Below are 12738 nucleotides of genomic sequence, written 5' to 3'. Positions count from 1 at the left end.
TTCAGACGATCCCAGTCACTGCTTCGTTCACGACACAACCCGCCCGGACAGTGCCAGCCGTTATCGCGCCCGAACCGATCTCATCCCCTATCTCACCCGTCTACCCCTCAGGATCAACACCACGGAACCAACGACACGCCAATATCCAGTACCTACACAAACACCTGCACCGCTCCCTGAGACCCAGAACATGCCCTCAGCCCCTGACCCGGCGCGACAGTGGGTGCTCACACATGGTGAACCCATCCGTGAACAGGTCATCGCATGGGGGGCTCAGGTAGGCTGGATTGTCGAATGGCCCGAGGACATCAACTGGAACATTCCCGCGACGGCCGTATTCACCGGTGATTTTGAGGACAAGGAACACGGTCCGATCGAACAGATCGTCGATGCCCTCGCCGAGCAAGGTCGCGCCATCAAGGTGAACTTCCATTTTCCCAACAAGACTCTCGTAATCACCCACGGAGACGTTCGGTAATGCGCTTGCGCCCTCTCACTCTCTCCGCAACCGCACTCCTCACCTTGAGCGGCTGCGCAGAGTTCAATGAAGCCCGCCATCAGGAAAAGCGCTATTATGAGCATGCAGAAAATACTCATATCCCGACGCGCGAACTGATCTCTTCGAGTGACAAGCCCTATCTGATCGGTGAGTCCGTCAAACCCGCAACTGTGATTCCGCCCATACTACGTGAAGCCATCACGGTGTCATGGTCCCGGCCTTTGTCACTACGCGAGGCTGCAACGCAACTCAGCATACGGACCGGCATTCCCATCCGGGTGCGACCCGACGCTGACGACACCTTAACACCTCCTCAGACCACCACCCAAAATGCACTAAGCGGGTTAAACGCGCCTACCTTTAATGGCACATCGCTGCCGGCGCCACCGGCCATACAATCAGCATCCCCCCAGCCCACATCGCATGTAAGCCTACACCATCCAACCTATGTCCAGACATCGTCCGCACGTGGCCCATGGCTCGAATATACCGGTACCCGCCACGGCCTGTTCGCAACACTTGCCACACGCTTCGGAGTGAGCGAGCGCTTTAAGGACGGCACGGAGGAGTTCTTCCGCAACATCACCAAAACCTACGTAATCCCTGCCTTTGATGGCCAGACCAGCAATACCTCGGCGATTACCGCCGTCACAGGCGGTGGCGGCTCTGGTAATTCCAGTTCGGGCATGGGCGGGATGGGTGGCGGGATGTCGTCTGGCTCCAGCATGGGCATGGGATCGGGCAACAGCTCGGGGAGCGGCAGCCAGTCTCAGGGCATGACCGGCGTATGGGAGCAGATCAAAACCGATCGTCTGGCTCATTTGCAAGAAGCCGCCCAGATCGCAGGCAACGGCGCTGACGTCCTGGTGGATCCAGGTCTGGGAACTCTGACAGTCTCCGGCACCCCCGACCAGCTAGTGGGGATCGATGAATGGTACGATGGCCTCAAAACCATGCTGACCAAACAGGTCGCCATCACAGTGCGGGTCTGGGCGCTCAAGTTCGACCGCGAAAGCAATTACGGTGTCAGTCCTCAGGTCGCGGCCAAAGAGTTCTCCAAGTATTTCGTCGCCAGTGCAACCCCGGCCGCTATCCCGCTGATCCAGTCGCAGACCACCCCGTTCAGCTTCGGTGCCCAGATCGTCAAGGGCAAGATGAGCGGCACGGATCTTTCCGTGCAGGCCCTGCAATCGCTCAACAACGCGACCGAACTCGACGAACGCGGTGTCGTCACCACCAACGGCGTGCCCGCACCCTTCCAGCACGGCACCAACACGACCTACGTGCAGTACGCCGCATCCTATCTCGCCACCAATGCAGGTTCCTCTTCGTCCCAGTCGCCCGGCGTCGTCATGTCCGGGTTTGAGGGGTCGGTCACGCCGCGCATCAGCGATGACCAGATCGTCCTCAATCTGCATTTCCTGATCCAGACTGTGCTGTCGATCGACCTTGCCAACAGCACCACTGGCATGCAGCTCCCCAAAACATCAGGCACCACCCTGACCGACAACATCGTCCTCAAGAATGGCGAAATGCTCGTGCTCTCCGGTTACTCGGGCGACAGCACCTCACGTCAGATGAACGGCGTCGGTTCTCCCTACAACTGGATCTTCGGCGGCGGCGGCGATGCCGACACCATCAAGAACCGTATCCTCATCACCGTTGAGGCCCACACCCTATGAGACAGATCCTGCCCGTCATCGCCTGCACTCTGGCGATCCCCGTTTTCATGGCGACACCCTCGCACGCCACTGACTGTTCGGGCGTCATGATCGCACCCGCTCCAGGCGAGACCCTGCCTATAGCTGCCCTCGACGCGAACAATGCCTGCGTCACCTATCTGCAGCAACGCTCCACAGCTGCTGATCTGAGTGCAAAAATCGCCGATGCTGAACGTAAGGCTAAAGGGGAGAAGTCAGGCGACAAGACCATCAACACACCCCCACCACCCCCTCAGCCCGTTGAGCCCACACCTGCCCCCGCGCTGCCCCAGACAGACTCCCTCTACGTCGATCAGCATGGCGCCAGTGCGACGCTGGTTTTCGTGGACGGCAGCACGGCCGAGGTGACAACCGGCACGGGCTTACCGGACGGGCTAAAGGTCACAGCCATCACCCGGACAGGCGTTTTTGTCCGTAATGCCGATGGCCAGACCATACGCCTCAATGACGCGACAAGCAGTTTCCCGGCCCAACCCGTGCGGACAGCAGCACCGTCACATCAGCCTCAGACGACCCCCTCGCCGTTTGGCGCCATGCCAGGGATGCCCTAGCATGGCCAGAATCCTTCCCCTTAACGGCCATGATGTGGTGCGCGGACATGGTCTGGCGCGATTACGGCACACGTCCGAGCGGCGCAACATTGCGTGCCGAAGGACGCCTCGCCCACGCAACCCACTATGCCCGTTATCCCGGGCGCCCCCAGAGTGCGGCCTTCATCACCATCAGCCGCGGCCATGCAGGCAGCGGCCTCAACAGTCTCGCCATCGCGACCGCTGCCGTTCTGGGGCCCCTCTCCTATGCCGAATTCGACATGGGCGGGGGCGCTCTATGGGTCGTCGCAACAGACGAAGACGGGGAACTGCTACCGGGATCGGACCAGTTCTATGACAGCGAGACAATCAACACACTGCGTGAAGCACTCGCCGGCCAGACTTACACATCCAAACACAGTATTGCCGAAACAGACCTCGAAAGCTGGTTCGCACGCCTCAGCCCCGCTCCTATTACCCTACGCCCGGTGTCCTTACGCACCGTCTACATCCTGTTGGCAACAAGTGGGCTGATCGGCCTTGTCGCGCTAACAGGCTGGGGGTTGTATAGCGCCCATGAAGCGGAGCGCCTCGCCCGAGAGGCCCGTGAAGCAGCCCTGCGCAACATTAAACCAACTGTCGCGCCTAGTGGACCTGCGGAAATCATCACAGCTTGCATGGAGGCTATCGCGCCCATCAGGCCCCACTCACACGGATGGGCGCTGGCCAGCCTGCAATGCGATCAGGGCGGCCTAAATACGCGCTGGATCCGCGCGGGCGGCACTCTGCTCGATGCCCCCCCCGGTCAGGTGTCCGGCAACGCCGACGCCGACGATCTGCTCACAGCCATTCACCCGCAACCCGGTCGCACTGGCACACCGCAGCAGGGTGATCCGATCCGCCTCTTTGTGGGCATGCTGCAGGCCGCCGGAATTTCACCCGCCATCGCCTCGGGTAAAACGCAGACCACAGGCACCACCGCGCAAAGTGTTCAGTTCATCTCCGTGCGCTTTCCCTGGCACGCCGACCCAAGGGCCATCGCTTGGAACAGCTTTCCCCGTCTCGATCGGGTCAGCCTGAGGCGGACGGTCATGACCCCAACCCTTGGCGCCGTGAGCGACGGCTACGACATCACCGCAATTTTTGCCACCATGGGAGCTAAGCCATGAGCTTCATCGACAAGATCACCAACGTCGTGCCGTGGAAGACCGCTACGGGCGACGATCAGGCAGTCGACGGGATCAGAACACCCGCCGACCTGCGCGGACAGTTCCACCTCGACGATGTCCACTCCTATCTCACAGTCAACGAAGCGCTCAAAACGCGGCGTGACGTCCTGCAATGGGTCGACGATCTCAGGCGAGCACGTGCCGGACACATAAAGATCGAATGGGTCGCCCTCAGCGTGGTCGCTGCGAAACTCGCTCAGTCCCACCACACCATCATGCTACAGGGAGCCGGTGCGGGGCTCGACATGCGCGCACGTGCCAAGGCACTCCTCAAAACGGGATGTGATCTCGGCGCCAGCGATATCGATATCCGCCGCCTCGCAGGCCATGCCGTCATCGAGGTTCATATCGACGGCACCATCCTCCAGTACGACGAAATCACCACAGAATACGCCGACAAGCTGATCAACGCACTGTTCATGCTGACCAAACAGCAATATCGCCGGAAGCAATCTCAGGACGCTCCATCGCCGGACGGGATCTCATGGGCACAGGTCTGGTCAATGTGCGTCTCGCCCGGACTCCCATCGCGCCGATCGACGCCGATGCCCAATGGCTCAACATGCGTCTTCAGGCGGGCGTTCAGAAAGTACCGGCTGTCGATGCCCTCAAAGGGCTCAAACGCATCGCTCCACCTCCCGGCAGCCTTGACCTTATCAGTTCGGGCTGGACCGAAATGCAGGCTGAACTACTGCAGACCTTCGTATTGAATGCCACCGGCACCATAATTTTTACCGGCCCGCCAGGGTCGGGTAAAACCCATGTCATGCACCGGCTGAGCGAACACATTGCCCGCACCCGGCCGGGGCAGCGTCAGGCCTTTATCGAACAGCCCGTCGAAACCATTCTACCGCATGCCCCCCAGCTCAACATCCTCGACACGCTCACCGCCAAAGCGGCGGGCGAGGCCTACGCCCACAGAACTCGACTTGTTCTGCGTATGGCCGTCAACATTCTAGGGCTCGGGGAAATTCGCGACCCGCTGGTCGCCACCACATGGCTCTCTGCGGCCGAAACCGGCATGCTCATGATGAGCACCATGCACACCGCCCACCCGTTTCTGGCCATCCCGCGTCTGCGAGACATGGACCCGGACCGACTAGCGCTCCCCATCATCTGTGACCCCGCCATTATCTGCGGTCTGGTCGGTCAGCGTCTGGTGCCTATCCTGTGTGACCATTGCGCCCTGCCATGGGATCAGGACGATCCCCGGCTCACCAAAATGATGCGCGACGCCATCCTGACATGGCAACGTCCAGACTGGCAGGCCTCAAACATCCGCCGGCTCGGCCCCGGCTGCCCCCACTGCGCATGGAAAGGTACCGCCCGACGACAGGTCGTTGCCGAGGTGGTTGATCCTGACGAAACCCTCATGGCCGACTTCATTCAGTATGGCCCGACCCTCGCACGACACCGCTATCACACGCGTTCGGACTCTGACAGCACCATGCTGGAAAAGGGGATGGAACTCGTCTTTCAGGGACGGATGGACCCCTTTGACGTGCCTTTGAAGATCGAGCGGATCAGGTCCTACGACTTCCTTCAACGCGAACGCGAACGCGCGCTCAAAGGCCTTGAAACCATGGCGTTTATTGGAGGAGGGCACTGACGTGGCCATCGAAATCGTCTTCGACGACAACACGCGCGAGGAGAGCGAGGGACGCCTGAACCTCTGGCTCGACCAGAGAATTGGCTTCTCCCTCAAACGCCGCCTGGCCCTCTACCGCACCCTGTCGCGCAAACTGCGCAATGGCGAAATGATCAACCGGGTGTTGCTCAACCGGGCGGAACAGGCTGAGAAATTCAGCAATATCTGGGAAGCCCGGATGTTGCGGCGCATCGAACGTATCCTCAACAACGAAGGCACCACCTTCTCCTACACGCTTCAGCCCTACATCCCCGAAGATGAGTTCACCATGCTGCTCTCGGGGGAACAGGCTGATGACCTGCCCTCGGCTCTCGACATGATCTGCGACACCCGCACCCGTGTCGCAGCCTTGCAGAAAGAATTCCGTGGCGCATGGCTGGAGCCCGCAGGCTACATAGCCATCGTGGTCATCACGCTCTCAATCGCAGCCCAGTCCGCTCTACCGCAACTGGCGCGCACGTTCGAGCATAGCGGCACGTCCAGCACAGCGCTGAACCTCATGCTCCTCATGACCAGCATCGGCACGATACCAGTCACTCTGTGCCTCGTCGCCTGATGATCGGTGCCACCGTTGCCGTGCGCTGGAGCCTGCCACGCATAAAAGGACGGGTGCGGGTCTGGCTTGAAGTCGTACCGCCATGGTCCGTCTATCGCGACATTCAGGGCTATCTGTGGATCTGCAGTTTTCTGGCGCAGTGCAAGATCGGCGTCGCCGATGTCGACGTGCTCGAAAATCAGGCCGAAGAAAGCCGCTCCCCATGGCTCGCCGAACGGATGCGGACCCTGCGTGACACGATGGTGAATGAAGGCGTCACCCTGCCGCGCGCCATGGAAATGAGCCGCCTGCATTTCCCCAACCCCGAGATCATCCGCGAGATCGACGATGTGTGGGGGATGAGGGCGATTACGACACACTGCTCGCCCACAGCCTGATCTGGGTCAACCAGATTGAAGACAGAACACGCGCCCAGATCCGGGCCGTGCGCGGCGTCACAAACTTTCTCTCCATAATGCTCGTCGGAGCAGTCGTGCTGCTCGAAATTTTCATCGGCCAGGACATGATCCCGCGCTGATCCAACAGGAAGTAAAAACATGAGAGATATGCTTGGTCTGATCGTCGCTACATTGGCCGGGCTACTAGGCTTGGCCGCCGTAGCCCTAGCCATCTGGGAAGGTGATCACGTATATATGGTCTGGGTCGCCTCGTCCTATGAAAGCCAGCTCGCCAACAAAATCGATAAGACCTACAGGCTTGTCGGCGCCATGAATGCGTCCAACCTGTCCAACTCTGCTGCCATCAACGGCGGCATGGTGCCTGAAGGACTTCTCACCGGCGATGGTAGCACCCTCAAAGGCCCTTGGTCGGGTTCAACAGTAACGGTCTCCGGACTGGCATCAGGTGGTTTCCAGAGCGCATGGACAGGCGTGTCCGCCCATGACTGTGCCTCGTTCGCGGGTGGCCAGCACAGCAATGGCGGCGTCACGATCAACGGCACGACCATCACCTTCGGTAATGGCGGCGACACTGTAACGCAGATTGCATCGGCCTGTAACGCCAGCAGCGCCAGCACGGCCACCATCACCTTCCTCTATCCCGCATAAGGAGGAAGTCATGGGTTTCGGAATAGGCTTCGCCTTTGCCATGCTCAGCCTTCTTGGACTGTCAATCGAGACCTACCGGGCTTTGGATGGACTGATCTCCGTACAGAACCAGCCCCTGCATCTCGCACTCCCCGAAGATCAGGCCTTTCTGGCGTTCAAGGCCGTTCTGCTCGCCTATGTCGCAGCCCATCCGGAGATTACGGGTGCAATCCCTGTGAGCGCCCTTGATCTGGAGGTTCCCGTCAGCGCCGCACTGAAGGATGCAGGCGCATATGTGACCAACGCAAACGGTGTCGTCACACTCCAGAGCTGGGCCGCAATGTCCCAAGTCAACATCCTCAAAACCATTACCCGCGCAAGAGGCGACCTCAGTATCGGCTCGGCACAGGGCACCACATGGACAACCCCGCTTGCCGGCACCATGGGCGCGCTGCCGATTGCAGTCACGACAGGCCATGTCGTCTCGGTCGTGACCTTCAGCAAAGGATCATTCTGATGTGGCAGCTCCTCGGCTCAGCCGTCGCCGGGCTCATGATTATTCTGGCCATGCCGGTTTACAATGACATTCAGGCCAATAATCTTAACGACACCGTGGATGCCGATGCGGCGAGCCAGTTCCAGACTATTCTGGCCGGCGCGCAAAAATATGTCGTCGCCCAGAAAGATACGCTCACCGATGAACTGAGTATCGGCGACGCCTACCAGGAAGTGCCGTTCGCTGATCTGCTCAATACACAAACACTACCCGGGGGGTTCAGCCAGACCAATGTTCTGGGGGCAACATGGCATGTCTATGTCCAACAGCCAGCATCGGGCGCCATCCGCACCATGGTCGCAGCCACCGGCGGGCGCACGCTCAAACAGAGCGATCTGATCAATATCGCAGGCCTGACCGGGGATCAGGGAGGCTATGTGCCTTATGACGGTATGCTCGGCGACCTCAGCTCATCCGAAGCCCATGGCACGACGTGGAACCTCCCCCTCACAGGCCTGCCCTCACCAGGCGCTGGCCATCTGTTTGGCACAGTTACCGTAGGCGATGCCGCCTCCCCCACCATCGACACTAATGATTTCCTCTACCGTGTCGGGGTGCCCGGGCATGATGAACTCAACACCATGGGTGTCGCTCTGAACATGGGTGCAAACAACATCAATAACGTCGCAACACTCAATGCACAGCAAGGCATTTTTTCCAATAACGTGAGCGTTACAGCCGTCGGATGCGCGTTCAATGCACCGGGTGCCTGTCTGTATGGCGATGGAACGAACACCGCCCTGCGAACCAAAGGCACGGTTTATTTCCAGCATATGGACGGGTCACAAGCCGATACCAATGCAAATCACGCATCTATGCAGGCAGCAATTACAGGCACGGATAACGGCACTGCCATAATCGGCGGAGCCTGTACGCCAAACGGCGCTTTTGCGTCCAACGTTGATGGCAGCGGATCACACCTAGAATGTGTTAATGGTGTTTGGGCAAATCTAGGCGGTGGAGAAATAACGACCTACGCCGTCGGTGGTATAGTGCAAATTTCTAATGGAGCATATCTTATCCCAGGAAGCCCATTAGTCGTTAGTAATGGCGCTGCTCAATATTTAAAGGACGAATTAGAAAGTAAGAATATACCATATTATATTGGGTCTATGCCCTCAGCACTATCATACGAATCTTCCTCATATACTGCTTTCTATACGTTCGTGAATAAAAATACGAAGTCCTACTCATGTCCGCAGGGAGATAAAGATGTCGTTTCTTTTGTGTCTCCGCTGATTTCACTTTCTAGCGGATCATATGGAGCAACAAGCTCTTCTGCGTGGTTTAACCGATTAGGACAGAGCACACTTAGTGGAACCAATATTCTCGATGGAACGCAAAGTGGTGCTGAATTTCATGTTTGCTACCCTAGTTAACACCAGAGCTAGGGGAAGCTTCGTGCCTTTATTGGCTATATACTTAATTACCACACCTAGAGAAATAGTGAGTAACAATATGAATGTTCCACAAAATTCTGATTCTCAAATTGAAAACTTCTATGGAGAAGCTGCCTCTCATTTGTACAACATCATGTCAGCCGAATGTTTGAGTGCCGGGCCGAAAGACGGAAAACTATCGGTATTTGATGAAATACTTATCCGAGATGGTTTTCTGACTTTAACGAAAAACAATATTTTCTGTTTAACCGAAGCCGGCCAGTTACTCGCTCAAGGATGGTTAGCTTCCCAAGAAAGCCGGTATGCACGTGAACGAAAAGCTCTTTTGGGAACACCAAACGATACCTAACGGAACAAAAACAAATGGCCTTACCTCCCTCATGTAGCCATATAGTTGCTGCGTACTACAATGTTCCAGACACAATCATTGAAACCGTCATGGCACATTCATCTGGCCACGGTGTCGGACCCATGGGAATTGATGCTGGCTGGTTGCCGATCTTGGAACAGGCTGGTTTCGATAAAGAAAAAATTCAAAGCAATACCTGCGTCAACATAGCAGCCGGTGCATGGATCCTTGCATGGAGTGGGGCCAGCACAACATCGCCAACACATACCAACCCGGCCCACCAACCACCGTGGAGAACGCCACCGCCCTCACCATCCAGCCCTTTATCCTCTGACCTCAAATCCTGCGCTCTCGCCGCTGCCCGACACTACCATGTCCATGAACAGCTCTTCCTTGCCGTGCTGGCAACAGAAGGCGGTCGGGTTGGACAGACCGTCCGCAACCGCGATGGCAGCTACGACATGGGTCCGGCCCAGATCAATTCCATCCACCTGCCCGAGCTAGCCCGACTGGGAATCACCCGCGATCAGGTCGTCAATGACGGCTGTCTCAATCTGCAGATCGGCGCATGGATCCTCGCACGCGCACTCGATGGGCAGAGCCCGTCCAACCCGGGCGAGTTCTGGCGTCGCGTGGGTAACTACAACTCGGCAACGCCCACGCATAACGTCACCTATCAGGCGAAAGTCTGGAGTCATCTGGTAGCCAACACAGCGTCACAACGGATGCGCGCACAATGAGGGAATGGACAACATATCTCTCAGAGGCGTCATGCTCATTCTCCCTGTTTCTCTTGCCCTCGCCGCCTGCCACCACATCCCACCACCTCCAGTCCTACCCACCCTCGGCCAACAGATGGCCATCCTCGACGCACAGGCCAACGCACTGGCCGAGACCCGCTACCCCGTGCGACGCCCCGGCTCCGTTCTGCCCGCCGAGATGGAAAAGCCCGTCAGCTGGCACTGGACAGGTACGCTTCGCGATGGGCTGAGCATGGTAGCCGGCCAGACCGGTTATCATCTCATCATGGACGATACAGGGCCCGGCCCTGTTGTCGCCATCCATGAGACAAACGCGACCCAGGCCAGTCTCATCGACGAACTCAACCTCGCCGCCGGCCCTCGCTACAGCGTGTACATCGACGTGCCCACCCGCGAGATCCGGGTGTCGTATCATGGCTAAACCCTCCACGATCCTGTCATGCGGCCTGCTCGCACTGGCCCTGACGACGCCCTCCCTCGCGGCCTCCGACGGGCCAGTCGCCCTCCCCGTGCCGTCCAATCCAACCCTGTCGCCTGGGGCTGCAAGCCCCATCGACACACCGCTGACCGGGGCCACTGAAATCCCCCGGATCAGCGATGCGACACGCCCGCCCTCCATGGAGGCCCTGATGGCCGTGCGACCGGGCTACTCGCCCCGCCCGGATACTGGCACGGACCATGACGACGCTGTGCGCCATGCAGCGTGGGCATACGGTGCGCAAGGCGGTCTGGCTGCCCGCTCTTTCGCGCTGAACGCCATGCTGGATCGCTATGAGGTGACACTCGATCAGGCCTACGACTTCCGGTCCCTCGTCCTGCCGGCTGGCGGCGGGCAGGCCTTTCTTCGGCCTCCTGTTATCTCGGAGGCCCAGATGGCCATAGCCATTGATCCATCCGGGCAGACGGCGCGCGAAACACGCCGGATCTTCCGCGTCACACGCGAAGCGCAACTTGTCACAAGTCCTCCCCAGTGGCGCACCTGGCTGGTCCGCTCCATCACCATGCCCGAAACGCCGCCCGATGCGGTGCGCCCCAGAACCCGCCATGAGGTCGAAGTCTGGCGCGAAGGTGTCGCACGCGGCTGGGCCGCCGGGGAGCGACAGGCCGTCGAAATCTTCCTCGACGATCTCGCCCGCCTTGAACGCGACCTGATCGGCATGGCCCGCTACCGCCTGCTCCTGAAAGCTGGCAAGGTTGAAGCTCCTGACATTGCCTTTGTTCAGCGCGACGTCGATGGCGGGAAGAACGTACTGTTCGAAGACGATACGAACATGCGCTTTCGTTCCCAGCCCGGCCTCGATGCAAACCGCGCCCACTGGCATGTCGGGGAGGACGCGCCATGAGCCGCATGAACGCGTCAGGACGCGAGATCGGGCCGGAACAGATCCTGTTCATTATTGGCGGATCACTCTTCATGCTCTGTGTCGCCGCCTACCTGCTGTGGCAGGTGGGGCATACGCAGATCGTCATGGCCGTCCTGTTCGAGCAGCGCATGATCTTGCACACCGCCTCCCTGTTTACGGACAGCTACGCCCCCCTGCTCGATAAGATGGCACGCGCTGAGCCCGCGAAAGTCAGCGCCGCAACACTCTGGCAGCTTCTGGGCATTACGGGCTTTCTGACTCTGTGGCCGGTCCTGCTGCTGTTCGTAGTTCTGGGATTTGCCTGTGTAACACGCTCCCCGCGCGCGCTGTACCGCGCCCAGTTTGGTCTGGGCGGCATGAAACAGGCCCTCGCACAGATCCATCCCATCGGACAGGCGTGGATCGGTTACAGCGCAAAGCTCCGCGAACCCCCGCCGCCCTCGGCCCCGCTCAGACCCATGGACCCGTTCTTGCAACCTGACGAATGGCTCGCTCGCTACGCCAGCTATGAGCCGGGCACCCCGGCTCACGCGCAAGCCGCCCAGAACGCACTGGCCGCACAACTCGGCACTCCATGGACAGACCCGCAGGCCCTCAGCCCCGTCGAACAATGCCTGTTCATGGTTTTCACACTTGTCTGTGCGCGTCGGGGCGAAGAGGCTGGAAAACTACTCGAGACCCTGTCACTGGCCCTGTCGGGCCGATGGGACAAAGGCGAGCTCATCGCCCCGCTCACCATCCCGGCCCGGACAGTGAAAGCGTTTCGAAAAAGCCTCTCCGCAGGCGACTGGCAGATCGGAAGACAGATCGCGCAGGGTCATGGCTGGTCACGCACGGTGCTGATAGCGCTCCTGCAGGAAGCCCGCCAGAAGGCCGGCGTCCTCAACGCCAGTCTGTTCTCCGTGATCCAGCTCGTCGATCGCGACCTCTGGCTCATCCTCAGTGCTCTGCCCTACCCCATGCCCGGGCGCCCCGTACACTCGGTCATTACCACGGCCTGCACAGAAGCTGCCGGTGCGCTTGAACACTGGCGTGCAGAATGCCGTCAGCAGCAACCACTCTCCGAGCCGAATGTCAGCGCCACGCTCGACACCCTACTC

At 59.3% G+C, this 12738-nt stretch carries 17 protein-coding genes; all 17 read left to right on the top strand.

The window, feature by feature from the left end; translation table 11 throughout:
- The first annotated feature begins 190 nt into the window (after positions 1-190).
- Positions 191-478, top strand: a complete 288-nt coding sequence (locus JCM25146_RS08790; RefSeq protein ID WP_025827373.1) for a TcpQ domain-containing protein — start codon at positions 191-193, stop codon at positions 476-478.
- A 44-nt stretch (positions 479-522) separates the two neighbouring features.
- Positions 523-2181, top strand: coding sequence for a pilus assembly protein PilN (locus tag JCM25146_RS08785; RefSeq protein WP_159101977.1), 1659 nt, complete (start codon positions 523-525; stop codon positions 2179-2181).
- Positions 2178-2771: a type IV pilus biogenesis protein PilP gene (gene pilP / locus JCM25146_RS08780; protein WP_025827370.1), complete on the top strand. Its 594-nt coding sequence runs from the start codon at positions 2178-2180 to the stop codon at positions 2769-2771. The genes JCM25146_RS08785 and pilP overlap by 4 nt, the downstream gene beginning before the upstream one ends.
- 47 nt (positions 2772-2818) lie before the next feature.
- Positions 2819-3919: a type 4b pilus protein PilO2 gene (gene pilO2, locus JCM25146_RS08775; RefSeq protein ID WP_159101976.1), complete on the top strand. Its 1101-nt coding sequence runs from the start codon at positions 2819-2821 to the stop codon at positions 3917-3919.
- On the top strand, positions 3916-4689 hold the full coding sequence (locus tag JCM25146_RS23735; RefSeq protein WP_025827366.1) for a hypothetical protein: 774 nt from the start codon (positions 3916-3918) through the stop codon (positions 4687-4689). Before pilO2 ends, JCM25146_RS23735 begins: the two co-directional genes overlap by 4 nt.
- The gene (locus tag JCM25146_RS08765) at positions 4656-5588 is read left to right on the top strand and encodes an ATPase, T2SS/T4P/T4SS family (protein WP_242401023.1); all 933 of its coding nucleotides are present in this window, start codon (positions 4656-4658) and stop codon (positions 5586-5588) included. Before JCM25146_RS23735 ends, JCM25146_RS08765 begins: the two co-directional genes overlap by 34 nt.
- 1 nt (position 5589) lies before the next feature.
- Entirely contained in the window at positions 5590-6183 is a 594-nt protein-coding gene (locus tag JCM25146_RS08760; protein WP_148299016.1) for a type II secretion system F family protein, read from the top strand.
- A complete protein-coding gene (locus JCM25146_RS08755; RefSeq protein WP_148299015.1) occupies positions 6183-6560 on the top strand; it encodes a hypothetical protein in 378 nt (125 codons plus the stop codon). Before JCM25146_RS08760 ends, JCM25146_RS08755 begins: the two co-directional genes overlap by 1 nt.
- Complete coding sequence (locus tag JCM25146_RS22005; protein WP_148299014.1) at positions 6515-6700, top strand: hypothetical protein; 186 nt, start codon at positions 6515-6517, stop codon at positions 6698-6700. Before JCM25146_RS08755 ends, JCM25146_RS22005 begins: the two co-directional genes overlap by 46 nt.
- Before the next feature lie 19 nt (positions 6701-6719).
- Complete coding sequence (locus JCM25146_RS08745) at positions 6720-7229, top strand: type 4 pilus major pilin (RefSeq protein WP_025827358.1); 510 nt, start codon at positions 6720-6722, stop codon at positions 7227-7229.
- A 10-nt stretch (positions 7230-7239) separates the two neighbouring features.
- Positions 7240-7725 (top strand): hypothetical protein, encoded by a 486-nt coding sequence (locus JCM25146_RS08740; protein ID WP_025827356.1) that lies wholly within the window; start codon positions 7240-7242, stop codon positions 7723-7725.
- Positions 7725-9143, top strand: a complete 1419-nt coding sequence (pilV, locus tag JCM25146_RS08735; protein ID WP_025827353.1) for a shufflon system plasmid conjugative transfer pilus tip adhesin PilV — start codon at positions 7725-7727, stop codon at positions 9141-9143. The genes JCM25146_RS08740 and pilV overlap by 1 nt, the downstream gene beginning before the upstream one ends.
- Positions 9097-9513 carry a hypothetical protein gene (locus JCM25146_RS22000; protein WP_148299013.1) on the top strand — a complete coding sequence of 139 codons (417 nt, stop codon included), beginning with the start codon at positions 9097-9099 and terminating at the stop codon, positions 9511-9513. The genes pilV and JCM25146_RS22000 overlap by 47 nt, the downstream gene beginning before the upstream one ends.
- A 122-nt stretch (positions 9514-9635) precedes the next feature.
- Positions 9636-10253 carry a transglycosylase SLT domain-containing protein gene (locus tag JCM25146_RS08730; protein ID WP_025827352.1) on the top strand — a complete coding sequence of 206 codons (618 nt, stop codon included), beginning with the start codon at positions 9636-9638 and terminating at the stop codon, positions 10251-10253.
- A 115-nt stretch (positions 10254-10368) separates the two neighbouring features.
- The gene (locus tag JCM25146_RS08725; RefSeq protein WP_025827350.1) at positions 10369-10695 is read left to right on the top strand and encodes a DotD/TraH family lipoprotein; all 327 of its coding nucleotides are present in this window, start codon (positions 10369-10371) and stop codon (positions 10693-10695) included.
- Positions 10688-11617: a type IV secretory system conjugative DNA transfer family protein gene (locus JCM25146_RS08720; protein ID WP_025827348.1), complete on the top strand. Its 930-nt coding sequence runs from the start codon at positions 10688-10690 to the stop codon at positions 11615-11617. The genes JCM25146_RS08725 and JCM25146_RS08720 overlap by 8 nt, the downstream gene beginning before the upstream one ends.
- A partial coding sequence (locus JCM25146_RS08715) for a secretion/conjugation apparatus DotM-related subunit (protein WP_025827347.1) occupies positions 11614-12738 on the top strand: 1125 nt, incomplete at its 3' end. The genes JCM25146_RS08720 and JCM25146_RS08715, both read left to right, overlap by 4 nt.

This window comes from Acetobacter okinawensis JCM 25146 (genome assembly GCF_000613865.1).
Classification (GTDB): Bacteria; Pseudomonadota; Alphaproteobacteria; order Acetobacterales; family Acetobacteraceae; genus Acetobacter; species Acetobacter okinawensis.
This window is presented reverse-complemented; position numbering and strand designations above follow the sequence as displayed.